The sequence below is a fragment of the Methylopila turkensis genome (assembly GCF_027922325.1).
Taxonomy (GTDB): domain Bacteria; phylum Pseudomonadota; class Alphaproteobacteria; order Rhizobiales; family Methylopilaceae; genus Methylopila; species Methylopila turkensis.
In genome coordinates this window covers 682,329-706,412 of record NZ_BSFL01000002.1, presented here as the reverse complement: position 1 = coordinate 706,412, position 24,084 = coordinate 682,329, and the positions used below count along the sequence as shown (strand labels likewise).

Genomic DNA, 24,084 nt, shown 5'->3' with positions numbered 1-24,084 from the left:
CCCTCAACCCCGCGCCGCGGACGTCCCCGTCGCCGGCTCCGAGCGCGCCACGGCCGCGGCTTCGACGGCCGGCTCCGCTTTCGGCTCCGCTTCGGCGCGGACGCGCGACTTGGTCGGGTCGTAGTGCGGGAAGGCGACCACGGTCGCCGGGATCCGCTTCTGTTGACCGTCGAGCTTGCCGATCTCCACCGCCGTCCCGAGCTCGGCGTAGGTCACGTCGAGGCGGGCGAGCGCGATGGTCTTGCCAAGAATCGGCGACCGGGTCGCGCTGGTGACGACGCCGATCTGGGCGCGGCCCACATGCACGCAGTCGCCGTGGCCGATGTGCTCCGCGCCGGAGACGTCGAGGCCCACGAGCTTCTTCGACGGCGTCTCGCGGCGGCGCTTGAGCGCCTCCGCGCCGACATAAGGATCGGTCTTCTCCTTCGGGACGGCGAAGCCGATGCCGGCCTCGAACGGGTCGGTCTGGTCGCAGAACTCATAGCCGGCGAAGGCGAGCCCCGCCTCGATGCGGAGCATGTCGAGCGCCTTGAGGCCGAGCGGCTTCAGCCCGCGCGGCTCGCCCGCCGCCATGATCGCGTCCCATACCTCGGGGGCCTTGTCCGGGTGGCAGAACACCTCGTAGCCGAGTTCGCCGGTGTAGCCGGTGCGGGAGACCACGACCGGGATCCCGGCGATCTTGCCGACGGTGAAGCGGAACCACTTCAGTTCGGTCACGGTCGGCTGGTGCGGCGGCGTGACGACGATGGCCTCGAGGATCTCGCGCGAACGCGGGCCCTGGACGCCGACATTGTGAAGCTGGTCGGTCGAGGTCTTCACCCAGGCCTTTAGGCCGTGCTTCGCCGCAAGCTCCCGCAGGTGGACCCCGCAATAGTCCTCGCCGCAGATCCAGCGGAAGTTGTCCTGGCCGAGCCGGAACACAGTGCCGTCGTCGATCATGCCGCCGTGGTCGTAGCACATGGCGGTGTAGACGACCTGGCCGACGGCGAGCTTCTTCATGTTGCGGGTGACGGCGATTTGCATCAGCGCCTCGGCGTCGGGGCCCAGCACCTCGAACTTGCGCAGCGGCGACAGGTCCATGATCGCGGCGCGCTCGCGGGCGGCCCAATACTCGGCGATCGGTCCCTCGTCGGAGTAGCAGTCCGCCAGCCAGAAGCCGCGGTACTCCACGAACTTGCGGGTCAGCGCGGAGGTGCGCGGGTGGAACCCGCTTTCGCGCGTCAGGCGGGGCTCGGCGTCGGGCGTCATGCGGTGGGCGATGCCTTTGGAGAAGTTCTCCGACGCGTCGTAGACGCGCACGTGGATGTCGGTGGGCTCCCAGGCGTTGGCGACGTCGATGTCGTCCGCGCAGGAGGAGGAGGAGCAGACGAGGTCGGTCAGCGCGCGCAGCAGCACGTAGTCGCCGGGCCGGGACCATGGCTCGTCCATGGTGATGCCGTCGTCAGCGCCGACGACCGTGTTGAAGAAGAAATTGATCGCCGGCCACCCCGCCCGCGGCTCGATCCCGTAGGGCCGGAGCGCACGGTTGAAGTTGTCGGTGCAGTTGTCGTGGCCGGGATAGCCCATGTCCTCGTAGTACTTGGCGGAGCACGCCAGCAGGAAGGCGTCGTGCCGCCCGACCGTGTCGCGCACGATCTCGACCAGCGGCGTCATGCGCGCGTCGAAATATTTCGAGTGTAGGCCGGGGCCGGGGTTGGCGGTGCCCATCAGCGTGCGGGTGACGGTCGGGTCGAGCCCGAACTCCTTGCCGCGCTCCAGCGCCGCGGCGTCGAAGGCGAGGAAATCGGAGCACTGCTTGCCGTCGACGTCGATGATCTGGATGTAGTCGCCGGCTTTGACGCGGTAGGCTTCGGCGGTGGCGGCCCTCACGCGCAGGTCGAGCTTCGGCTCGGCCAGCGGCGGCGGAGCAATCCCGCGGTTCGGGGCGTTGGTCGCGATTTCGAGCTTGAGGTCGGTGGGCGGCGTCTGCTCGTCGGGCGCCATGGCGGCTCCGGCCGGGATCAGCGCCACGACGGAGTCGGTCGAGGCCTGGAACGCCGCGACCGCGCCGGGCGCCGTGTCGGTCGACAGCAGGCGGAAGCCGGCGAAGCGCGTAACGTCGACGCCGCGGGCGGCGAGCGCGGCTTTGGCGGCGGCGGCCGCCTCCGCGTCGTCGTCGGCTGCCTCGACGAAATCGCCGGACAGCGCGCCCTCGGTCGCGAAGATCAGGCCGGGCTGGCGCCCTTCCGGGTCCACCACGCGGCAGCGGTCGCCGGCCGCGAGGTCGAACACCAGCGCCTCTCCGCCGCGGGCGACCAGTGTGGTGAGGCGGACGGGATGCGTGGCGGGCGTGGCGTCCATGGATGTCTCCAATCGCGGCGTCATCCCGGACAAGCGGCGGAGCCGCGCCGATCCGGGATCGTCGTCAGAAAAAGGCGCCTGGCCCGGCGCGCGATCCCGGCTCTCCGCTTCGCTTCGGCCGGGATGACGCCCGGCTTACTCCGCGGCCTGGCTCGCGGGCTGGTTCAGGAAGGCCTCCAGCGAGTCGTCCATGGCCTTCATCCAGGTCGTGTGGTGCGAGGGCGACATCGTGCCCGTGATCACGGAAGGGTAGGCGCGGTCGCGGTAGGTGAGGATGCCCTCGACCTTGTGGTGCTCCCACTCCTTGAACAGCTTCGCCACGGTGTCGACGTCGAGAGGCGGGTAGTCGGTCGGCTCCAGCAGCTCGCGCACGTAGTCGGTCTGGAAGTCGATCATCTGGTCGGCGCCGGCGAGCTCGCCGTTGCGCGCCACCCAGGCCTCGCTGTCGGCGTGCATCGCGTCGTAGTCCGGCAGCGCGATGCGGCCGAGCACCACGTCGCGGGCGTACCATGCCTGCGCGTCGAACATGTTGAAGGTGTAGAACTGGTCCTGCGCGCCGATGTACATCAGCTTCGGGTTCTTCTCCCAGAAGATGCCCTTGTAGAGGTTCGGCGGATAAAGGCTCGTGCGCGTCTCCAGCCGGAGATCATCCGGCAGGAACGGGTAATGGTTGAGGTAGCCGGTGCAGAAGATGATCGCGTCGACGTCTTCGGCGGTCGAGCCGTCCTTGAAGTGGCAGGTCCTGCCGACGACCTTGGTCAGCAGCGGCTTCTCCGAGAAGCTTTCCGGCCAGTCGAAGCCCATCGGGCGGGTGCGGTAGCTGAAGGTGATCTTCTTGGCGCCGTACTTGTGGCACTGGGTGGCGATGTCTTCCGCGGAATAGCTCGACCCGATCAGCAGCACGTGCTTGCCCGCGAACTCGTCGGCGCAGCGGAAATCGTGGGCGTGCAGCACGCGGCCGAGGAACTTTTCGACGCCCTCGAAGGTCGGCACGTTCGGGGTGGAGAAGTGGCCGTTCGCCACGAACACGTAGTCGAACTCTTCCGTCACGCGCTTCTTGGCGGCGAGGTCCGTGACGGTGACGGTGAACGTTTCGGTCTCGGCGTTCCACTCCACGTCGCGGACGGCGTGGTTGAACTTGCAGTATTTGCGCACGCCCGAGCGCTCGACGCGGCCGGCGATGTAGTCGTGCAGCACGGCGCGCGGCGGGTAGGACGGGATCGGCCGGCCGAAATGCTCCTCGAAGGAGTAGTCGGCGAACTCCAGGCACTCCTTCGGGCCGTTCGACCAGAGGTAGCGGTACATGGAGCCGTGGACCGGCTCGCCGAACTCGTCGAGCCCGGTGCGCCAGGTGTAGTTCCAGAGGCCGCCCCAGTTCGACTGCTTCTCGTAGCAGACCATCTCGGGCACTTCGACGCCCGCGGCGCGGGCGGATTCAAACGCGCGGAGCACGGCGAGCCCGCTCGGCCCCGCCCCGATGACTGCGATCCGTTTGCTCAAGACATTCCCCTCGACGGTCCGATTGATCGGTTTATGCTGCGTCGGCCCGCAAGGGTTGCGTGAGCGACCCGTGCGTTGTGTCGGGATGCTCCGCGATCCTTTCGTGGGTGTCAATCAATTTTCTTCGGACGAAAGTCCGGAGGATCCGCTCCGACCTGTCAGAAGCGGAACGCGGCCAGCCGCGCGGCCGCGGCGTCGAGCGTGGCGTCATGCTTGGCAAAGCAGAAGCGCGCCACCGTCGTGACCTTGTCCGAGGCGTAGAAGGCGGACACCGGGATCGCAGCCACGCCGGCCTCCCGAGCCAGACGCTCGCAGAAGGCGGCGTCGTCGGTCACGCCGAGCGGGGCGATGTCGAGGTTCAGGAAGTAGGTTCCGGCCGAGGCCAGCGGGGCGAAGCCGGCGGCGCGCAAGGCCGCCGCGAAGCGGTCGCGCTTGGCGCCGAGCGCGGCGCGCGCGTCGAGGAACCAGGCGTCGTCCTTGCCGAGCCCGTAGGCGACCGCCTCCTGCAGGCTGGGCGGCGTGGTGAAGGTCAGGAACTGGTGCGCGCGCGACAGGACCCGCATCAGATGCGGAGCAGCGCAGACCAGCCCGACTTTCCAGCCGGTCATGGCGAAGATCTTGCCCGCCGAGCCGATCTTGAAGGTGCGGTCGCGCAAGGCTGGGATGGCGAGCGCGGAGACATGCGCGCGCCCGTCGAAGGTGACGTGCTCCCAGACCTCGTCTGCGATCAGGACGGCGTCCGAGCCTTCGAGCGCGGCGCCGAGAGCCTCGAGGTCTTCGCGGCCGTAGACGGCGCCCGCGGGGTTCAGCGGATTGTTCAGCACCACCGCCTTGGTGCGGGGACCGACGGCCGCGCGGATGGCGTCGACGTCGAGCCGCCAGTCCGGCGGGACCAGCCGCACGAAGCGCGGCGTCGCGCCGGCGCGCAGCGCGAGCGGCAGATAGGCGTCGTACATCGGCTGGATCAGCACGACCTCGTCGCCGGGCTCGACCAGCGCCAGCAGGGCGCCGGCGAGCGCCTCGGTCGCGCCGGAGGTGACCATTACCTCGCGCTCGGGATCGAGCGACACGCCCTGCCAGCGGGCGTAATGGGCCGCGGCCGCCTCGCGCAGCCCGGCGAGCCCCATCATCGGCGGATACTGGCTCCAGCCGTGAAGCGCGGCCTCGGCGGCCTTGGCCCGCACGTCCTCGGGGCCGGGGTCGTCCGGAAAGCCCTGGCCCAGGTTGATCGCGCCGGTCTCGCGGGCGAGCCGGGACATCGTCTCGAACACCGTGACCGGCAGCGCGTCGAACACCGGATTGAAGCGGATCGGGGGCATGATGCGGCAGTCGACTTTCTCACCGGTCGAGGCGGGCGAGCTTAAAGCACGCATCCATAACGATTATAAATACAATCTACCAAACTGGTCATGTTTTATATTGACACGAACTGCGCCTCCGACAAAAGTACGAAAGGGTGCGGCGCCATGCGCGCGATCCGCGGCTTTTGAACGGCAGCTTGCGCCGCGTCACCAATCGCTAAAGCGCCACGGATCGGGAAACGCCTGGACGTTTCCCGCCGTGGGCCTGAAGGCTCGAGAGGAAGCGTCATGACGACATCGCTTAAACGTCCGCCCTGTCGACGCTGACCGGACGGGTCATGTTGCGGCCCGTGCATATACACGCAAGACGCGAAACATTGGTCCAAAGAACTTTTGCGGGAGCCGCCCACGCTCGATAGGGTGACCTGCCCCGAGGACGCCCCATGAACGCCCCCATGCTCGCTGCGAGGCTCGCCGCTCCCGTCGTCCCGTCCGCCGCCGTCGTGCGGATCAAAGACGTGCGCCTCGTCTACCGCGCCGCGGACGGCTCGGACGTCTCGGTGCTCGACGGCGTGAACCTCGAGGCGGCGCGCGGGGAGATCCTCGCCGTAATCGGCCGCTCCGGCGCCGGCAAGTCGGCGCTGCTCAGGCTGGTCGAAGGCCGCGAAACGCCGGATTCCGGCGCGATCGAGCTTGCGGGCGAGAGCCCGACCATTGGCGTCGTCGCGCGCCACGGCGGCCTCGACGCCAAGCGCACGCTGGGGGAGAACCTCGCGGTCCGGCTGCAGGCGGCCGGTCACGACGCGGCGACCATCGCCCGCGAGGTCGATCATGCGCTCGACCTCGCGGACCTCGCCTCCGCGCGCGGACGCCACCCGGCTCAGTTGTCCGACGGCGAACGCCGCCGCGCGGTCTTCGCCCGCGCGCTCTGCGGCGCGCCCGACGTCCTGCTGCTCGACGAGCCGACCGCGGGCCTCGACCCCGAAAGCGCGCGCACGCTGCTGTCCGCCGTCGCCCGCGCCAGCAAGGAGCGCGGCGCGACCGTGCTGCTCGCGAGCCACGACATGACGGCGGTGGCCGCCATCGCCCACCGCGTCGCGATGCTCGACGGCGGCCGCATCGTGGAGGAAGGGCCGACCACCCAGGTGGTGGCGCGGCCGAAGCGCAGCGTGACGCGCCGGTTCGCGGCCGCGGTCTCCGGCGCCGCGTTGCCCGCCTTCCTGAGCGAGAAGCTGTCGCAGGACCCGACGCCGCGCGGCAAGGCGCTGCTGCGGCTCGCCTTCGAGGGCCCGGCCGCAACGCGGCCGGTGCTGACGGAAGTGGCGCGCGAGCTCGGGTTCGACCTCGGCATCGTGGCGGGCTCGCTCGGCCAGCTCGGCGGCCAGCCGTTCGGCGTGCTGATCGTCGCGGCCCCGTCCGACGAGCCGTACTTCACCGCCGCCTGCGAGCGGCTGGAGGATGCGGGCCTCGGCGTCGAGAAGCTCGGCTTCGTCGCCTGACGCGCCGTCAGGCGACGTTGCTGGCGCCGCCGAAGAACCGCCACGTGCCGCGCCCGGCGCTCTTCGCGGCGTAGAGCGCGCGGTCGGCGCGCTGCACCAGCTTGTCGCCGACCTGCGAGCTCGCTGTCGCGACCGCCACCCCGATCGACACGCTCGGCGTGACGGTGAAGCCGTCGCCGATGACGGGCGCCGCCAGCGTCTCGCACAGGCGCGCGGCGAGCGCGTCGAACTCCGCCGCCGACTGGCCGGTCGCGACCACCGCGAACTCGTCGCCGCCGAGGCGCGCCACCAGGTCGTCGGTCCGCGCGGCGCCGCGCAGCCGCACGCCGGTCGCGAGCAGCAGCGCGTCGCCGGCGGGGTGGCCGTGGGTGTCGTTCACCGACTTGAAGTGGTCCAGGTCGATCAGGAGCACGCCCACGCGCCCGCCTTGGCGGTCGAGCCGCGCCGCGGCGCGGGCCATGCCGCGCTCGAAGGCGCCGCGGTTGGCGAGCCCGGTCAGCGTGTCGTGCGTCGCGAGATGCTCCAGCGCGCGCTCCAGCTCCTTACGCTCGGAAATGTCGGTCAGCGTGCCGACCGCGCGCAGCGCGGCGCCCTCGGCGTCGCGCTCCACGACCTTGCCGCGGTCCAGCACCCAGATCCAGCGGCCATCGCGGCGCTTGAACCGCATCTCGCTTTCGTAGAATGGGGTCCGTCCGGCGGCATGGTCCTCGAACGCCCGGGTCGCATGGGGCAGGTCGTCGGGGTGCATCAGTTGGGCCCAGGACAGGCGGCCGGGCGGACAGCCGTCCGGCTCGAAGCCGAGCATGCGGTGATAGCGGGCGCTGAAGAAGGTTTTCCCCGTCCGCAGGTCCCAGTCCCACAGACCGTCGTTCGCGCCTTCGAGCGCGTAACCGAGGCGGCGAGCGTCTGTCGCGAGCTGCCGGCGCGCCCGCTCGCGCTGGGACATGATCGCGGCCACGACCAGCGACGGCAGCGTGGTGAGCGCCAGCGTCGCCTGCAGCGGCAGCAGGATTTCGGCGACGCCCCTCTCCGCGCCCGGCCACACGCCCATGAGCGCGGCGGCGACGACGCAGACCGAATAGATCGCGATCGAGACCGCCGTCACGAGCATGCCGAAGCGCAGCCCGAACCAGAGCAGCATCGTCGCGCTGAGCTCCAGCAGCACGGTCTCGCCGGTGAGCGGCACCATCAGTCCGGCGACGGTCAGCGCCGCGGCGGCGAGCACGATCTCGAGGCCGCGGCGCTGGCGCTGGCGCCGCCCCTCGGGCGTCGCGGAGGCCGCCTCGCGCGCGGCGGCGCGGCCCTCCCGGTCGCGCCAGAACAGGAACGGAGGCACCAGGATCAGGAGGCTGACGAAGTGGGTGAGCCACCACGACAGCACGAACGGCGTTGGGGGCTCGCCGCGCCACAAGGAAATCGTGACGCCGCCGATCGCCGCGCCCGGCAAGGTGCTGAAGGCGGCGATGACGAACAGAGCGATGACGGAGCGTATCCGCGTCGGCTGGTCGCGCGACACGCCGGCGAGCTCGAACATCCACAGCGCGGCGGCGAGGGCGACGCCATTGGCGGCGCCGAGCGTCAGGGACACCCAGACCGGGTCGCCGACCACAAGATGGCCGACGCAATTGACGATCGCGACGATCGCGACCGCGCTCGCCATCTCGACCGCCGAGCGTTGGGCGAAGGCGACCATCATGCCGATGGCGAGCGCCCCCGCCGGCCAGATGACGGCGGAGACGCCGGCCGCGCGGCCGAAGCGCATCGTGAGGTACGCCACGACGCCGTAGACCAGCGCGAAGACGACGATCCGGGGAAGGCGGTGCTGCATTCGGGCTGTCCCGGCCCTGCTTATTCGGCCCTCTGTATCACGAGGGCCCATCCAATCCCGTCATTTCGCGCGCGTAACGGCTAGGATTTCGTTTCACGGGACGTCTAAAACGCGGTCGTCCCCGTCACGATCGCATGAGCACGCGGTTACACGCGTTTGATGTCGAAGGCGGAGAACGCCTGCTGCACCGGCATCATCTGCAAGCGGTTGATGTTCACGTGGCGCGGCAGCGTCGTCGACCAGAAGATCGTCTCCGCGACGTCGTCCGCCGTCATGCCCTCGATGCCGTCATAGACGCTCGCGGCCCGGCCGTCGTCGCCCTTGAAGCGCACGAGCGAGAACTCGGTCTCGACCATGCCGGGCTCGATGTTGGTGACGCGCACGTTCTTGCCCTGCACGTCGGAGCGCAGCGACAGGGCGAACTGCTTCACGAAGGCCTTGGTGCCGGCGTAGACGTTGCCGCCGGGATAGGGGTAGTCGCCCGCGACCGAGCCGACCGTGATCACATGACCGCCGCCGCGTTCGATCAGGCCCGGCAGCGCCGCGCGCACCGTGTTCACCAGGCCCGTGACATTGGTGTCGATCATCGTGTGCCAGTCGGCGATGTCGACCTCCTGCGCCGGGCCGAGGCCGAGCGCGAGGCCGGCGTTGGCGATCAGCACGTTGACGGCCGCGAACGGCTCCGGCAGCCCTGCGAGCATGGCCTCGATCGCGGCGAGGTCGCGCACGTCGAGCGTCTCGACATGAAGGCGGTCGCCGAGCTCCGCCTTGAGCTCGTCCAGACGCTCCCGGCGGCGGCCGGTCGCGATCACCTTCGCGCCCTCCGCCACATAGCGGCGCGCCACCGCGGCGCCGAAGCCGGAGGTGGCGCCGGTGACGAGAACGGTCAGGGTCTTCGGGTCGAGCATGGCGTAGGACATGGGCGATCGCTTCCATTCGTCTTTGGGCGAGAGCCCGACATAGCGCAGCGCCACGCGGCGCGCCACGCCGGCCGGCTCGTGTGGAAGGCGCTGGCCTTCGCCGCGGATCGGCGTAGGCTCTTGGTCAGGAAGAAGCGTCGCGCCGCAGTCGCGATTTTCCGATCGTCGCGGCCACGCGCCCCGTGACGCCTCGAACGCAACCGTTCGGGAGGATCGGTCATGTCTGACATTCGCAATCCCGCCCAATGGACCGCCGACGGTCTCGGCCGTTCGGGCCAAGCGATCGCCGCCGCCCGCCGCGTCCTGACGCGGCCGGAGGCCGACTACGACGCCGTCGAGCCGCAGGTGCGCCGGATCGGCTTCCGCGACCTCGGCGCGGCGCTGAGGGAAGGCTTCGACGATTTCGCCGCCTGCCGCAGCGACGTTCTGTTCATCGGGCTGATCTATCCCCTGTCAGGCCTCGTGCTCTACAACGCCGCGACCCGGATGGAGCTGCTGCCGCTGCTGTTTCCCATCACCGCGGGCTTCGCTCTTTTGGGACCGTTCCTTGCGATCGGGCTCTACGAGATGAGCCGGCGCCGCGAGGCCGGCGAGGAGCCGTCCTTCGCCGACGCGACCCGCGTGTTCGCCTCGCCGTCGACGGGCGCGATCCTGGCGCTCGGCGCGCTGCTCGTGGCCGTGTTCGCGCTCTGGCTCGCGGTCGCGTGGGTCATCTACGCCATCACGCTCGGGCCCGACCTGCCGACCTCGCTCCCGCAGTTCATCCATGAGGTGCTGCACACCTATGAGGGCGCGCGGCTGATCGTGCTCGGCTGCTCCGCGGGCTTCGCGTTCGCGCTCGGCGTGCTGGCCGCGAGCGTGGTGTCGTTCCCGCTGCTGCTCGACCGCAAGGTGAGGGTGCGGACGGCGGTCGCGACCTCGCTGCGCGCGTTCCAGGCGAGCCCCGGCCCGATGCTGGCCTGGGGCCTGATCGTCGCGTTCGGCCTCGTGCTCGGCAGCCTGCCGGCGCTGCTCGGGCTCATCGTCGTGATGCCCGTGCTCGGCCACGCGACGTGGCGGCTCTACCGCCGGACGGTGGTCTGACCGACTGCCCGCGCGCGCGCCCCGCGGGTGGATCACGCACGCGGGTGCTCGCCGCGGCAGAGGTGATGGTCGCCGAGCGTCTCGATCACGCGGCAATCGGCGACGCGGCCATGGGCGCAGGAGCGCACCATGGCCTCGAGCTCGCCCTTCAGCGCCGTCAGCGCCGCGATCTTGCGCTCGACCTCGCCGAGCCGCTCCCGCGCGATCGCGTCGGCTTCCGCGCAGGGCGCGTCCGGGCGGTCCTGCAGCGCGAGCAGGGCGCGGATCGCCGGCAGGTCGAAGCCGAGATCGCGGGCGTGGCGCACGAAGCCGAGGCGCGAGCGCGCCGCCGGGCCGTAGAGCCTGCGGTTGGAGCTCGTGCGCGGCGGCGCCGGAATGAGCCCGATCTCCTCGTAGAACCGGATCGTCGGGACCTTGACGCCCGTCGCCTTCGCGAGCGCCCCGATCGTCACATGCTCGTCCGCCTTCGCCATGGGCTTGATCCTCCAGTCGCTAGAGCATTTAGGGTCGGCTCCGGCGATTCAAAAGGAGGAGCGAGTGGCCCACACCCACGCTCACGAGCACGCGGCCGACGCGCACGGCCATGGTCATGGGGGTGCCTGCTGCGGAGGCGAGGCTAAGCGCGACCACGGCCTGTTCGGTTGCGGGCATAGTCACAACGCCGTCTTCGACGGCATGGACCCCGCCTACAAGCGCGTGCTCTGGACGGTGATCGCGCTCAACGGCGCCATGTTCGTGGTCGAGATGCTCGCCGGCGCGCTCGCCGGATCGCAGGCGCTGCAGGCCGACGCGCTCGACTTTCTCGCCGACAGCGTGACCTACGGCATCAGCCTCGCCGTGATCGGGGCCTCGGTGCGCACGCGCGCCTATGCGGCGCTCGCCAAGGGCTTCAGCCTCGTCGCGATGGGGCTGTGGGTGTTCGGCGCGACCGCGTGGAAGGTGCTCGTCGTCGGCGTGCCGGCGGCCGAGATCATGGGCGCGATCGGCCTGATGGCGCTCGCCGCCAACCTCGCCAGCGTCTGGCTGCTCGCCCGCTACAAGGACGGCGACGCCAACGTCCGCTCGGTCTGGCTGTGCTCGCGGAACGACGCCATCGGCAACGTCGCGGTCATGGGCGCGGCGGGCCTGGTGTTCGCGACCGGCTCGGGCTGGCCGGACCTGATCGTCGCCGCCGGCATGGCGGCGCTGTTCCTGACGAGCGCCTGGCAGATCTGTCGGCAGGCGCTCGCCGAGACGCGGGCGGCGCGGGCGGCATGAGCGCCCGCGCCTTGACACTTCAAGGCCGTGCGGCGGCCGTCTGCGCGCCCGGCGTGACGCGCCAGACCGTATTGCCGACGTCGTCGGCGACCAGCAGCGCGCCGGCTCGGTCCGCGATCACGCCGACCGGGCGGCCGTAGGCGACGCCGTCCTTCATGAACTCGGTCAAAACCTGCTCCGGCGCGCCGGACGGCTTGCCGCCCGAGAACGGCACAAACAGCACCTGGTAGCCCGAGGGCGGCTTGCGGTTCCACGAGCCGTGCTGGCCGATGAAGGCGCCGTTCTTGTATTTCGCCGGCAACAGGTCGCCTTCGTAGAACATCAGCCCGAGCGAGGCGGTGTGCGGCCCGAGCGCGTAGTCCGGCTTGATCGCCTTGGCGACGAGGTCCGGCCGCGGCGGCTTCACCCGCTCGTCCACATGCTGGCCGAACCAGGAATAGGGCCAGCCGTAGAAGCCGCCGTCCTGCACCGAGGTCATGTAGTCCGGCACCAGATCGGACCCGATCTCGTCGCGCTCGTTGACCACCGTCCAGAGCGCGCTGCCTTCCGGCTGCCACGCCAGCCCGTTGGGGTTGCGGAGCCCGCTTGCGAACAGGCGCGAGGTCTTCGCGGCCGGATCGACCTCGAGGATCGCGGCGCGGTTGACCTCGTGCTCCATGCCGTTCTCGCCGACGTTGGAGTTCGAGCCGACCGTGACGTAGAGCTTCGAGCCGTCCTTCGAGGCGATGACGTTCTTGGTCCAGTGGTGGTTGAGCGGACCGCCGGGAAGATCGACCACCTTCTCGGGCGTCGCCGAGATCTTGGTGTCGCCCTCCTTGTAGGGGACCGCGACCACGGCGTCGGCGTTGGCGACGTAGAGCCGGTCCCCGACGAGCGTCATGCCGAAAGGCGACATCAGCCCGGTCATGAAGTCGGTCTTGGTCTCGGCCTTGCCGTCGCCGTCGGCGTCGCGCAGCAGCACGATCTTGTTCGGGCTTTCGACGCCCGCGCCCGCCTGATCCTTGACGAGGCCCGCGACCCAGTCCTTGGCGCGGGCGAAGATGCTCTTCTGGCCGGCGCTCTCGTCCTTGGGCGGCGCATTGGACTCCGCCGCCAGCACGTCGCCGTTCGGAAGCAGGTAGAGCCATCGCGGGTGGTCGAGCCCCTCCGCGAAGGCCGCGACCGCGAAGCCGGGGGCGGCCTTGGGCGTCTCTCCCGCCGCCCATCCCTTGGCGTCGGCGACGTTGACGGTTGGGACCCAGCTCGTCTTCGGCTCCACGAGAACCGGGTTCGGGCCGTAGGTCTTCTCGATCGGCACCGTCGCCTGCTCGCCGCACGCGGCGAGAGGAAGGCTGACGGCGGAGAGCAGCAGCAGCTTTCTGGACAAGGTCATAACGGACAAAAACGCCCTGTTTCACGCGTCCGCCTGCCGGACGCGCTCCGTTGTTCATCGAACGTCGCACGCCTGCCCCGGTTCCTGAAGCCGCGCGATCCCGGCCCGCGAACGGCGCTGTGGCGGCGATGACACGCCGCGGACTTGACCTGTCCGCGGCGCTTCGGATCCGGGTGACCTGCGGCGACACAATATGTAATGTTATAACGTAATTTAAGGAGCGCACCGAAATGAACTGGCTAAGGGGGCGGCATGCCGCGATCGGGCTCGCGGCGGCGGCGGGGGTTTCAGCCGGCGGGGCCGCGGCGCAGACGATAGAACTGCCGGAACTCAACGTGACGGCGGCGAGCCCGATCCTGCGCGACGACCGCGCCGCGCCGGCAGACGGCCGGACCTGGCCTGTGGGCGTGCTGCCGGTGGCGACGGACGTGTTCGCGCCGGTCACCGTCATTCCGCGCGACGAGATCGTCCGCCGCCAGCCGACGACGCTCGGCGAGGCGCTACGCGACAGGCCTGGCCTGTCCGGCTCCACCTTCGCGCCCGGGGCCGACCGGCCGATCATCCGCGGCCTCGAAGGGCCGCGCGTCCGGATCATCGAAAACGGGCTCGGCGTCCACGACGTCTCGGCGCTCGGCGAGGATCACGCCGTGCCGCTCAATCCGCTCGTCGCCGACCGGATCGAGGTCATCCGCGGCCCCGCGACCCTGCGCTACGGCTCGTCCGCGATCGGCGGCGTGGTCAGCGCGACCAACAGCCGGATTCCGCAGTTCGAGCCTCCGGGCGGCTACTCCGCGGAGGCGATCGCCGGCCTGTCCTCGGTCGATCGCGGCCGCTCGACCGCCGCGCGGGTCGACGCCGGCCATGACGGCTTCCTGTTCCACGCCGACGGCTTCGCCACCCGGTCGGAAAGCTACGACACGCCTGACGGCCGTCAGGCCAACTCGCAGGCGCGTTCGACCGGCGGCGCGTTCGGCTTCTCGAAGGCGTACGAGCAGGGTTATGTCGGGCTGGCCTACAGCCGCTACGACAGCCGCTACCACATCCCCGGCGGCGAGTCGGCGGAGCTGAACTCGCGGCTCGATCCGAGCCAGGACAAGATCCAGGCGCAGGGCGAGCATCGCTTCGCCGAAGGCCCGTTCGAGGCGGTCCGCTTTTGGGCAAACGCCTCGCGCTACAAGCACCGCGAACTCGGGCTGGAGCACGAGGAGCACGGGCACGACGACCACGATCATGACCATGAGCACGATCATGACCATGAGCATGAGGAGGCCGGCCAGGACACGGTCCACGGCGTCTTTAGGAACCGCGAAGCCGAGGCCCGTCTCGAGCTCCAGCACGCGCCCGTCGCGCTGTCCTTCGGCGGCCTCACCGGCGCCTTCGGCGTGCAGGCCGGCCGCGGCAAGCTGAAGACCTCCGGCGAGGGCGAGAGCCTGATCGCGCCGACCGACACGCGGACGATCGCGGCCTACGTGTTCGAGCAGATCGATTTCGGCCAGGGCCTCAAACTGCAGGCCGCCGGCCGCATCGAGCATGCGAGCGTCGACGGCACCGCGACGACCTATCCCGGCCTCGTCCCCGACGGGACCGATCCGGTCGACCGCGGCCGCGAGCGCAAGTTCACGCCGGTCAGCGGCAGCGTCGGGCTGCTGCAGGACCTTCCGCAAGGCTTCGTGGCGAGCCTGACCGGCCAGTATGTCGAGCGCGCCCCGAGCGGGCTCGAGCTGTTCTCGCGCGGCGCCCACCACGCCGCCGGCCTGTTCGAGATCGGCGATCCGAACCTGAAGCTCGAGAAGGCGAAGTCGCTCGAGATCGGCCTGCGGCGGTCCGAAGGGGCGCTCAGGATCGACGCCAGCGCCTACCACACCTGGTTCGACGGCTTCATCTACCGGCGGCTGACCGGCGTCGGCTGCGGCCACGAGTTCGAAAGCTGCGGCGAGGAGGACGAGTTCGAGCAGAGCGTCTATTCGCAGAAGAACGCGAGGTTCTACGGCGTGGAGCTCGCGGCGCAGTTCGACGCGGTCACGGTCGGCCGGCACACCTTCGGCGTCGAGGGGCAGTACGACTTCACCCGCGCGAAATTCACCGACGGCGCCAACGTCCCGCGCATTCCGCCGCACCGGCTCGGCGGCGGCGTGTTCTGGCGCAGCACGGACGGCTTCTTCGCCCGCGTCGGCCTGCTGCACGCCTTCGCGCAGAACAGGACCGGCGAGATCGAGACCCGCACGCCCGGCTACGACAACCTCAAGGCCGAGTTCAGCTACACTCGCGCGTTCGACCGCGCGACGGCGCGGATCGACACGCTGACCGTCGGCGTGATCGGCGACAACCTGCTCGACGACCGCATCCGCAACTCGGCTTCGTTCAAGAAGGACGAGATCCTGCTGCCGGGCGCCGCCGTCCGGGCCTTCTTGAAGGTCGGCTTCTGAGCCGAACGTCGCGCGCGGCGCGCGTTTGACTTTCCAGCTTCGGCGGGAAAAGTCTCGCGCGCCGCGCCGCCCCAGGGCGCGGCCGATCCCAGCGGAGAGGCGCGCGTGCCATCGATCTCGGTCGTGATGCCGGTCTACAACCGCGAACGCGTCGTGCGCCGGGCGGTGGACAGCGTGCTGGCGCAGACCTTCGCGGACTTCGAGCTGCTGGTCGTCGACGACGGCTCGTCGGACGGCACCGCCGCCGCCGTCGAGGCCTGCGCCGACCCGCGCGTGCGCCTGCTGCGGCAGCCCGAGAACCGCGGCGGCAACGCGGCGCGCAACCGCGGCGTGCGCGAGGCGCAAGCCTCCCTGATCGCCTTCATCGACAGCGACGACCGCTTCCGGCCCGAAAAACTCGCCTATGTCGCGGACTATTTCGCACGGCGGCCGGACGTGGACGTGCTGATCGACAGCTTCGAGCTGGTCTATCCGCCCGAAACCGGCAAGCCGACGGCGCTGCGGACCAACCCCGTGCTCGACGACAGCGCCGCGGTCGAGACCGCGATCTTCGCCCGCCGGATGTTCAAGGCGACGCCTTCGATCAGCCTGCGCAAGGAGGCGATCGTCCGCGCCGGCCTGTTCGACGAGGCGCTGAAGCGCCGGCAGGATTTCGACCTGATGCTGCGGCTGGTGAAGACCGCGCGCTGCGCCTCGACCGACGCCGTGCTCTGGACCAAGGAATGGTCGACCGACGCGATCTCGGCCAAGGCCGACACCTTCATGGCGGCGACGATCGACCTCTGCCGCCGCCATCCGGACTATCTCGACGCGCCCGCGCACCGCGTCGGGCTCGCGCGCGACCTCGCCCGCCATTTCCTGCGGCTCGTGGGCAAGGGACGGATCGGCGCCGCCGTCGCCGATGCGCGCCGCTTCGGCTCCGCGTTCGGAGCAGGACGGCTCGCGAGCCTCGCGGCCGAGGGCGTCGGCGAGATCGTGCGGCGGAGACGCGAACGCTCCCGCGGGGGCTGAGGCTCCGAAATCCTCAGGCCCAAAACGGCGACCGCCCATCCCCGGCGCAGTCGCGCCGAAGATGGGGCTCAGGCCGCGAAGCCTCGCTGACGCGGGAACCGTCCGATCAGGCCGCAGCGTCCTTCTTCTTGTTCTGGCGGTGGTCGATCAGGTCGTCGACCACGCCGGGGTCGGCCAGCGTGGAGGTGTCGCCGAGCGCGCCGAACTCGTCCTCGGCGATCTTGCGCAGGATGCGGCGCATGATCTTGCCGGACCGGGTCTTGGGCAGTCCCGGAGCGAACTGAATCAGGTCCGGCGCGGCGATCGGGCCGATGTCCTTGCGCACCCAGCCGATCAGCTCCTTGCGCAGCGCGTCGTCGCCCTCGACGCCCGACATCAGCGTGACATAGGCGTAGATGCCCTGGCCCTTGATGTCGTGCGGGTAGCCGACGACGGCGGCCTCCGACACCTTCTCATGCGCCACCAGCGAGCTTTCCACTTCCGCCGTGCCCATGCGGTGGCCGGAGACGTTGATGACGTCGTCGACGCGGCCTGTGATCCAGTAGTAGCCGTCGGCGTCGCGCCGGCAGCCGTCGCCGGTGAAGTACTTGTTCGGGTAGGTCGAGAAGTAGGTCTCCTCGAACCGCTTGTGGTCGCCGTAGACGGTGCGCATCTGTCCCGGCCACGAGTCGGCGATCACCAGATTGCCCTCGGCCGCGCCCTCGATCACCTTGCCCTCGGCGTCGACCAGCTCGGGTCGGATGCCGAAGAACGGCTTGGTGGCGGAGCCCGGCTTCAGGTCGGTCGCGCCGGGCAGGGGGGTGATCAGGATGCCGCCGGTCTCGGTCTGCCACCAGGTGTCGACGATCGGGCAGCGGCTGTCGCCGACGACGCGGTAGTACCAGTCCCACGCCTCGGGGTTGATCGGCTCGCCGACCGATCCCAGCAGGCGGAGGCTTTCCCGCGAGGTCTTCTTCACCGCCTCCTCGCCGCCGCCCATCAGGGCGCGGATCGCGGTCGGCGCGGTGTAGAAGATGTTGACCTTGTGCTTGTCGACCACCTCCCAGAACCGGGAGGACGAGGGATAGTTCGGCACGCCCTCGAACATCAGCGTGGTGGCGCCGTTCGCGAGCGGGCCATAGACGATGTAGGAGTGGCCCGTCACCCAGCCGACGTCGGCGGTGCACCAGTAGATGTCGCCGTCGTGGTAGTCGAAGATGAGCTGGTGGGTGAACGAGGCGTAGACCAGATAGCCGCCGGTGGTGTGAAGCACGCCCTTCGGTTTGCCCGTGGAGCCGGAGGTGTAGAGGATGAACAGCGGGTCCTCCGCGTTCATGGCCTCGGGCTCGCAGTCGGGCGAGGCCTCCGCGACCGCGTCCTCGTAGCGGACGTCGCGGCCCTCGGTCCAGGCGACGTCTGCGCCGGTGCGGGCGACCACGAAGACGGTGTCGACGCCGCCGACCTTCGCGATCGCGGCGTCGGTGTTGGCCTTCAGCGGCACCTTGCGGCCGCCGCGCAGGCCCTCGTCGGCGGTGATCACGACCTTCGACTCGCAACCCTCGATGCGGCCGGCGAGGCTGTCCGGCGAGAAGCCGCCGAACACGATCGAATGCACCGCGCCGATGCGGGCGCAGGCGAGCATGGCGTAGGCGGCTTCCGGGATCATCGGCAGGTAGATCGTGACCCGGTCGCCCTTCTTCACGCCGCGGCTCTTGAGCGCGTTCGCGAGGCGCCCAACCTGCTCGTGCAGTTCGCGGTAGGTGATCGCCTTCGAATCTTTCGGGTCGTCGCCCTCCCAGAGGATCGCGACCTGGTCGCCGCGGGCTTCGAGATGACGGTCGACGCAGTTGGCGGCGACGTTCAGCGCGCCGTCCTCGTACCATTTGATCGAGACGTTCCCGGGCGCGAAGGACACGTTCTTCACCTTGGTGAAAGGGGTGATCCAGTCGACCCGCTTGCCCACCTCGCCCCAGAACCCCTCCGGATCCTCGATCGAGCGGGCGTAGTCCGCGTCGTATTTGGCGGCGTCCACGTGGGCGCGTTTCGCCCACTCGGCCGGCACGGTGTGCAGTTTCTCGGACATGACGCCTCGCTCCAGGGCCCCTCGCGCCCGCGTGGTTCGGTCGGCGGGCTTCGTGGCCCGAGTGTATGGTGCGGATGCGAACGCGCTCAAGCGCCGCGCATCCTACTTTCGTGCGAGACGGCGGGCGTTTGCGGCGTGTGATAGGCTCGTTCGCCAGGAGAAGGCCCATGACCCGCATCGTGCGTTTCGAAGAGATCGACGGCGATCTCGTGCTCCGCATCCCCGCCGACATCGCCGCGCGGCTTAGGTTTATGGCGGGCGGAGAAGTCGTCGTGACGGATGACGACCAAAGGCTCACCGTGGCGCCGCTGGACGAACGCAAGCGACGGCAATTCGAGACCGCGCTGCGGGTTATGGAAGAGCACGACGAAGCTCTGGCCGCGCTTGCCCGATGACGGTTTCCGGCGAGCCGGAATGGCTGGACGTCGACGTGCTCATTCGAGCGCATGACGTTTCGATCGCACGGTATGGAGGCCTCGACGGCGTCCGGGATCGCGCCGCGATCGAATCCGCCGTCATGCGCCCGCAGAACAAGTGGGCGTATGGGGAGACGGATGTCTTCACGCTGGCCAGCGCCTATGGTTTCGGTCTCGCCCGCAACCACGCTTTTTCGGATGGGAACAAGAGGATCGATGCGATCGCGACCTTCATGTTTCTTGCTCAGAACGGCTGGTGGGTTCCGAGAGACACCGACGCCGTGGAAGCGGCCTTCCTCGCGCTCGCTGCGGGCGAGCTGTCCGAGGAGGCGCTCGCGGACTGGCTCAGGGCGCGCGCCCGGCCGGCGCGAGCCGCCACACCGTGGTGCGCTTCACCTCGGCGTCCTCGAGATCGCGCGTCACCGGCACGGCGTAGTCGGCGAGCGCTTCGAGACGCTGCTTCGGCAGGTAGCTGCGGCCGGGATCGCCCACCAGCACGGGGACGCCGCGGTCGAGAAAGCCGTCGAGCCAGGCGAGCAGGCGCCGGCTGAGGTCGCGCTCATAGAACAGGTCGCCGATGGTGACCACGTCGGCGGCGGGATGCGGCCCGCCGATCAGGTCCTCGCCGAGAACGGTCACCGCGACGCCGTTCGCCTCCGCGTTGAGGCGTACGGCCGCGAGCGCGAACGGGTCGACGTCGACCGCGGTCGCGCGGGCGGCGCCCGCCTTCATCGCCGCGATCGCCACGAGGCCGGAGCCGGCGCCGACGTCCAGCACCGCCCGTCCGGCGACGAGGTCCGGATGGTCGAGCAAGTGGCGGGCGAGCGCCTGTCCGCCGGCCCAGGCGAAGGCCCAGAACGGCGGCGGCAGGCCGATCGACTCCAGCTCCTCCTCGGTCTTCGACCAGAGCGGCACGGCCTCGTCGGCCACGCGCAGGGTGAGCTCCGGCGCGTGCGGAACCGGGCGCGCCCGCGTGTTGGCGCGGACGAAGGCCGCCGGGTCGCGGGCGGGCGCTTCGCTCAGGAGGTCAGCCCGCCCATGCGCCGCACCTCGGCCCACTCGTCGTCCGTCACGGGCTGCACCGAAAGCCGCATGGAGGTGACGAGCGCCATCTTGGCGAGCTTCGGATTGGCTTTGACCGCGGCGAGCGTCACCGGCTGCGGCATGTCCTCCACCGCGCGGATGTCGACGCATTCCCAGCGGGCGTCGTCGCCTGCGGTCGAGTCCGGATGCGCGAGCTTCGCCACCTCGACGATCCCGACGATCTCCTTGCCCTCGTTCGAGTGGTAGAAGAAGCCGAGATCGCCGATCGCCATGGCGCGCATGTTGTTGCGGGCGAGATAGTTGCGCACGCCCGTCCATTCCGTCCCGTCGCGGCCGGCGGCCTTCTGCTGCTCCCACGACCACGCGTCGGGTTCGGACTTGAACAGCCAGTAGGCCATCGCTTCGGGTCTCCTCGGACGTCTCAATGGATCATGGCGATCCGCGGATACGTCATGCCCGAGCGGGGAAGGCTAATCCACGCCTGTTTGCGACTCAGCGAACGGCTTCCTCACGCGATGGCGCGTCACGTCACGCGCCGGCGGCAAGCGCCTTGGACACGATCTCCTTCGCCTCCGCCTGGATGCGCTTGAGATGGTCCTCGTCGACGAAGCTTTCGGCATAGATCTTGTAAACGTTCTCGGTGCCGGACGGCCGCGCCGCGAACCAGCCGTTTGCGGTCGTCACCTTGACGCCGCCGAAGGCCGCGCCGTTGCCGGGGGCGTGGGTTAGGCGGTCGACGATCGGCTCGCCGGCGAGCGTGTCGCCGGGGATCTGGTCGGCTGAGAGCTTCTTCAGCACGCTCTTCTGCTCCGGCGTCGCGGCGGCGTCGACGCGGGCGTAGACCGGCGCTCCGATCTCCCTGGTCAGGTCGGCGTAGATCTCGCCCGGGTCCTTGCCTGTCACGGCGGTCATCTCGGCGGCGAGCAGGGCGGGGATGATACCGTCCTTGTCGGTCGTCCAGACCTCGCCGTCGCGGCGCAGGAAGCTCGCGCCGGCGCTTTCCTCGCCGACGAAGCCGAGGTCGCCTGCGAGCAGTCCGTCGACGAACCATTTGAAGCCGACGGGCACCTCCATGACCTTCAGGCCGAGCAGGCCGGCGACGCGGTCGACGCTCGAGCTCGACACGATCGTCTTGCCGATGGCGGGCGTCCCCTTCCAGCCGGGGCGATGCCGGTAGAGATAGGCGATCGAGGCCGTCAGATAGTGGTTCGGGTTGAGCAGGCCGGCGCTGCGCGTGACGACGCCGTGGCGGTCTGCGTCCGGATCGTTGGCGAAGGCGATGTCGAACGTGTCCTTCAGCGCGATCAGCGGCGCCATCGCCCAGGGCGACGAGCAGTCCATGCGCAGCTTGCCGTCCCAATCCGCGGTCATGAAGCGGAAGGTCGGGTCGACGATCTCGTTCACGACGGTCAGGTCGAGCTTGTAGCGCTCGGCGATCGGGGCCCAGTAGGGCAGGCCGGCGCCCCCGAGCGGGTCGACGCCAATGCGCAGGCCTGCCGAGCGGATCGCCTCCAGGTCGAGCACGTTCTCGAGGTCGGCCACGTAAGGGGTGGTAAAGTCGTAGCGGACGACGTTCGGCGCCTTCATCGCGCGCTGCAGCGGAATCCGCTTGACGTCCCTCAGGCTGTCCTCGATCAGCGCGTTCGCGGTCTTCTCCATCCAGCCAGTGACGTCGGTGTCGGCCGGGCCGCCGTTCGGCGGGTTGTACTTGAAGCCGCCATCCTCCGCGGGGTTGTGCGACGGCGTGATCGCGATGCCGTCGGCGAGCCCCGACGTGCGGCCGCGGTTGTAGGTCAGGATGGCGTGGCTCACGACCGGCGTCGGCGTGTAGCCGAGCTTCTCGTCGATCCGCACGTCGACGCCGTTCGCGGCGAACACTTCGATCGCGGTGGCGAAGGCGGCCTCGGACAGGGCGTGCGTGTCCTTGCCGAGGAACAGTGGGCCGGTGATCCCGGATTTCGCGCGGTAGAGGCAGATCGCCTGCGAGATCGCCAGGATGTGGGTTTCGGTGAACGCCGAATCGAGCGACGTGCCGCGGTGGCCGGAGGTGCCGAAGGCGACGCGCTGGGCGGCGGCGGCCATGTCCGGCCGGCTGGTGAAATACTCGGTCAGCAGCCGGGGGATATTCGTCAGGCGCGAAGGGTCGGCCAGTTTGCCTGCGAACTCGCTCACCTCAGCCATGCTTGATCGCTCCAGCTCTGTGTGTCGGGGCATGTCGGCGCGCCTCGCGCGCGCGAGGTTGAGTATAGGCGCTCAGCGTTCGAGCGTAAGACGGTCGCGGGCCGCCTCCATGCGCCGCAGGCGGCCGAGAAAGCTCATGCCGAGCAGGTTGCCGTCCATCGCGCCGGGCGAGAGCACGACCGCCGTGACGTCCGGGACGCTCACCGATCCGACGCGGACGTCGCTCAGCACCACCCGTTTCGCGCCGACCTGTCCGTTCGCGGTCGAGACCCGGAGATCGAAGCGGTCCCCGCCGGACACGAGCCCAAGGGCGCGGCCCTGGTCGTAGGACAGCGCCACCACCGTCGCGCCGGTGTCGACCAGCATGGGCACGCGGCGGCCGGAGATCATCGCGTCCGTGCGGAAATGGCCGTCGCGGTCAGCGCGCAGCACCACCTCGCGGCTGGAGGAGGGCGCGAGCGCGGCCGGCTTCGCCCGTTCCGGGGCGGGCGGGGCCAGACGCTCGAGAAGCTGCGGGGCTGCGGCCGCAGCCCCCGCGACGACGCCGGCTGCGACCAGAACGGCCTTCAACACCTGCCTCACCGCCTCCCGCGCGCGCCCCGACCGGCGCGTAGCCTGACCGCTACCGCGTGACGACGGCGTTAAGGCCGCGGGCCATGCCGGGCCTCATCGCCCGGCATGGTGAACGCCGCGTCAAGCGGGCTCAGGAGGGCAGCGGCGCCTCCGTGGCGATCAGCTTCGCCTCGCGCAGCTCCTCCCACAGCGCCGGCGGCAGCGTCTGTCGCATGGAGGCCGCGTTCTGCGCCGCCTGCGTCGCGTCGCGCGCGCCGGGGATGATCGCCGAGACGGCGGGATGGGCCGCCGCGAAGTGCAGCGCCATGGTGCGCAGGTCCGTGCCGTGGTTCTCGGCGATGGCCGAAAGCCTGCGCCGCTTTTCGACCGCGCCCTCCGGAATCTTGCCGGCGTAGTCGTAGCGCGGCTTGCCGGCGAGGAAGCCGGCGTTGAGGGGCGCCCCGACCACGATCGACGCGCCGCGCTTCTCGGCGACCGGCATCAGCCGCTTGAGCGCGTCCTCGTGCTTGATCAGCGAGTATTGCGTGGCGGAGAGGATGATGTCGGGATCGGCGGCCTCGAAGGCCGCGAGCGCCGGCTCCAACGTGTTGACGCCGAGCCCCCAGGCCTTGATCAGGCCCTCGTTCTTCATGCGGGTCAACTCCGGCATCGCGCCGGTCTTCGCCTGCTCGAGATACTCGGTCCAGCGCTCCTTCATGTCGCCGTTGTCCGGCGAGAGGTCGTGGATGAACACGATGTCGATGCTCGCGAGCCCCATGCGCTGCAGGCTGTCCTCGATCGAGCGGCGGGCTCCCTCGGCGCTGTAGTCGTAGACATGCCGGAACGGCGGCACCTCGGCCCAGTTGCCGACCTTCGTGCCGGCGACGGACTGGTCCGGCTTCAGCAGCCGGCCAATCTTGGTGGAGAGCACGAAGCTGTCGCGCGGCTTGTCGTGCAGGAAGGCGCCGAGCCGGCGCTCGCTGAGGCCGAGGCCGTACCAGGGCGAGGTGTCGAAGTAGCGCACGCCGGCGTCCCAGGCGGCCTGCAGGGTGGCCTGCGCCTGCTCGTCGCCCACGGCGACGAAGTTGCCCGAGATCTGGGTGCCGCCCATGCCGAGGCGGGCGGGCGGACGATAGCGGCCTCCGGCGGCTTGGGCCGGGTTCGCCGGCAGCGGGCGCAGCAGGGTCTGGGCGGCGGCCTGGCCGGCGGCGAGGACGCCGACGCCTGCGGCGGCTCCGGCGAGGAAGGTGCGGCGCGTGGTCATGGCGGGTCTCCGTGTCCGTCGCGCACGA

General features: G+C 70.0%; 19 protein-coding genes and 1 pseudogene. 7 read left to right on the top strand and 13 right to left on the bottom strand.

From position 1 onward, the window contains the following. Positions 1–3: 3 nt before the first annotated feature. The 3 genes from PKE78_RS10060 to PKE78_RS10050 all read right to left on the bottom strand — a co-directional run bounded on the left by PKE78_RS10060 (position 4) and on the right by PKE78_RS10050 (position 5,159). Positions 4–2,340 carry a trimethylamine N-oxide demethylase gene (locus PKE78_RS10060; RefSeq protein WP_271200735.1) on the bottom strand — a complete coding sequence of 779 codons (2,337 nt, stop codon included), beginning with the start codon at positions 2,338–2,340 and terminating at the stop codon, positions 4–6. A 135-nt stretch (positions 2,341–2,475) separates the two neighbouring features. Next, complete coding sequence (locus PKE78_RS10055) at positions 2,476–3,840, bottom strand: NAD(P)-binding domain-containing protein (protein ID WP_271200734.1); 1,365 nt, start codon at positions 3,838–3,840, stop codon at positions 2,476–2,478. Between the two features lie 158 nt (positions 3,841–3,998). Further along, positions 3,999–5,159: an aminotransferase gene (locus tag PKE78_RS10050; RefSeq protein ID WP_271200733.1), complete on the bottom strand. Its 1,161-nt coding sequence runs from the start codon at positions 5,157–5,159 to the stop codon at positions 3,999–4,001. A gap of 425 nt (positions 5,160–5,584) precedes the next feature. On the opposite strand from PKE78_RS10050, the gene PKE78_RS10045 reads away from it, so the two are divergent. Further along, the gene (locus PKE78_RS10045) at positions 5,585–6,640 is read left to right on the top strand and encodes an ATP-binding cassette domain-containing protein (RefSeq protein ID WP_271200732.1); all 1,056 of its coding nucleotides are present in this window, start codon (positions 5,585–5,587) and stop codon (positions 6,638–6,640) included. 7 nt (positions 6,641–6,647) lie between these two features. Here the strand turns inward: PKE78_RS10045 and PKE78_RS10040 are convergent, their stop codons facing one another. Next, positions 6,648–8,468, bottom strand: coding sequence for a diguanylate cyclase domain-containing protein (locus tag PKE78_RS10040; RefSeq protein WP_271200731.1), 1,821 nt, complete (start codon positions 8,466–8,468; stop codon positions 6,648–6,650). Between the two features lie 146 nt (positions 8,469–8,614). Continuing rightward, positions 8,615–9,388, bottom strand: a complete 774-nt coding sequence (locus tag PKE78_RS10035; protein WP_271200973.1) for an SDR family NAD(P)-dependent oxidoreductase — start codon at positions 9,386–9,388, stop codon at positions 8,615–8,617. A 219-nt stretch (positions 9,389–9,607) separates the two neighbouring features. On the opposite strand from PKE78_RS10035, the gene PKE78_RS10030 reads away from it, so the two are divergent. Next, positions 9,608–10,471, top strand: a complete 864-nt coding sequence (locus PKE78_RS10030; protein ID WP_271200730.1) for a DUF2189 domain-containing protein — start codon at positions 9,608–9,610, stop codon at positions 10,469–10,471. Positions 10,472–10,503: 32 nt separating this feature from the next. On the opposite strand, the gene PKE78_RS10025 is transcribed toward PKE78_RS10030, so the two are convergent. Further along, positions 10,504–10,944 carry a MerR family transcriptional regulator gene (locus tag PKE78_RS10025; protein WP_271200729.1) on the bottom strand — a complete coding sequence of 147 codons (441 nt, stop codon included), beginning with the start codon at positions 10,942–10,944 and terminating at the stop codon, positions 10,504–10,506. Positions 10,945–11,146: 202 nt separating this feature from the next. Here PKE78_RS10025 and PKE78_RS10020 point away from each other — a divergent pair, with 202 nt between their 5' ends. After that, positions 11,147–11,728, top strand: a complete 582-nt coding sequence (locus tag PKE78_RS10020) for a cation efflux transmembrane domain-containing protein (protein WP_271200972.1) — start codon at positions 11,147–11,149, stop codon at positions 11,726–11,728. 19 nt (positions 11,729–11,747) lie between these two features. Here PKE78_RS10020 and PKE78_RS10015 read toward each other — a convergent pair whose 3' ends face one another. Next, complete coding sequence (locus tag PKE78_RS10015; protein ID WP_271200728.1) at positions 11,748–13,100, bottom strand: PQQ-dependent sugar dehydrogenase; 1,353 nt, start codon at positions 13,098–13,100, stop codon at positions 11,748–11,750. A gap of 230 nt (positions 13,101–13,330) precedes the next feature. Here PKE78_RS10015 and PKE78_RS10010 point away from each other — a divergent pair, with 230 nt between their 5' ends. Together PKE78_RS10010 and PKE78_RS10005 are read left to right on the top strand one after the other, a co-directional pair. Next, a complete protein-coding gene (locus PKE78_RS10010; protein ID WP_271200727.1) occupies positions 13,331–15,526 on the top strand; it encodes a TonB-dependent receptor in 2,196 nt (731 codons plus the stop codon). Between the two features lie 105 nt (positions 15,527–15,631). Then, positions 15,632–16,537 (top strand): glycosyltransferase family A protein, encoded by a 906-nt coding sequence (locus PKE78_RS10005; RefSeq protein WP_271200726.1) that lies wholly within the window; start codon positions 15,632–15,634, stop codon positions 16,535–16,537. A gap of 106 nt (positions 16,538–16,643) precedes the next feature. Here PKE78_RS10005 and acs read toward each other — a convergent pair whose 3' ends face one another. Continuing rightward, positions 16,644–18,599: an acetate--CoA ligase gene (gene acs, locus PKE78_RS10000; RefSeq protein ID WP_271200725.1), complete on the bottom strand. Its 1,956-nt coding sequence runs from the start codon at positions 18,597–18,599 to the stop codon at positions 16,644–16,646. A gap of 167 nt (positions 18,600–18,766) precedes the next feature. Between acs and PKE78_RS09995 the strand changes: the two genes are divergently transcribed. Beyond that, complete coding sequence (locus PKE78_RS09995) at positions 18,767–18,994, top strand: hypothetical protein (RefSeq protein WP_271200724.1); 228 nt, start codon at positions 18,767–18,769, stop codon at positions 18,992–18,994. Next, a pseudogene (locus PKE78_RS09990) lies at positions 18,991–19,305 on the top strand (type II toxin-antitoxin system death-on-curing family toxin); the annotation flags it as partial. The gene PKE78_RS09995 and the pseudogene PKE78_RS09990, both read left to right, overlap by 4 nt. 55 nt (positions 19,306–19,360) lie before the next feature. Here PKE78_RS09990 and PKE78_RS09985 read toward each other — a convergent pair. The 5 genes from PKE78_RS09985 to PKE78_RS09965 form a co-directional block, all read right to left on the bottom strand. Then, entirely contained in the window at positions 19,361–20,074 is a 714-nt protein-coding gene (locus PKE78_RS09985) for a class I SAM-dependent methyltransferase (RefSeq protein ID WP_271200723.1), read from the bottom strand. Beyond that, positions 20,035–20,457 (bottom strand): EVE domain-containing protein, encoded by a 423-nt coding sequence (locus tag PKE78_RS09980; protein ID WP_271200722.1) that lies wholly within the window; start codon positions 20,455–20,457, stop codon positions 20,035–20,037. The genes PKE78_RS09985 and PKE78_RS09980 overlap by 40 nt, the downstream gene beginning before the upstream one ends. 130 nt (positions 20,458–20,587) lie before the next feature. Beyond that, the gene (pgm, locus tag PKE78_RS09975; protein ID WP_271200721.1) at positions 20,588–22,240 is read right to left on the bottom strand and encodes a phosphoglucomutase (alpha-D-glucose-1,6-bisphosphate-dependent); all 1,653 of its coding nucleotides are present in this window, start codon (positions 22,238–22,240) and stop codon (positions 20,588–20,590) included. Between the two features lie 72 nt (positions 22,241–22,312). Next, a complete protein-coding gene (locus PKE78_RS09970; protein WP_271200720.1) occupies positions 22,313–22,822 on the bottom strand; it encodes a retropepsin-like aspartic protease family protein in 510 nt (169 codons plus the stop codon). A 121-nt stretch (positions 22,823–22,943) separates the two neighbouring features. Continuing rightward, the gene (locus PKE78_RS09965; protein WP_271200719.1) at positions 22,944–24,056 is read right to left on the bottom strand and encodes an aldo/keto reductase; all 1,113 of its coding nucleotides are present in this window, start codon (positions 24,054–24,056) and stop codon (positions 22,944–22,946) included. Between the last annotated feature and the right edge of the window lie 28 nt (positions 24,057–24,084).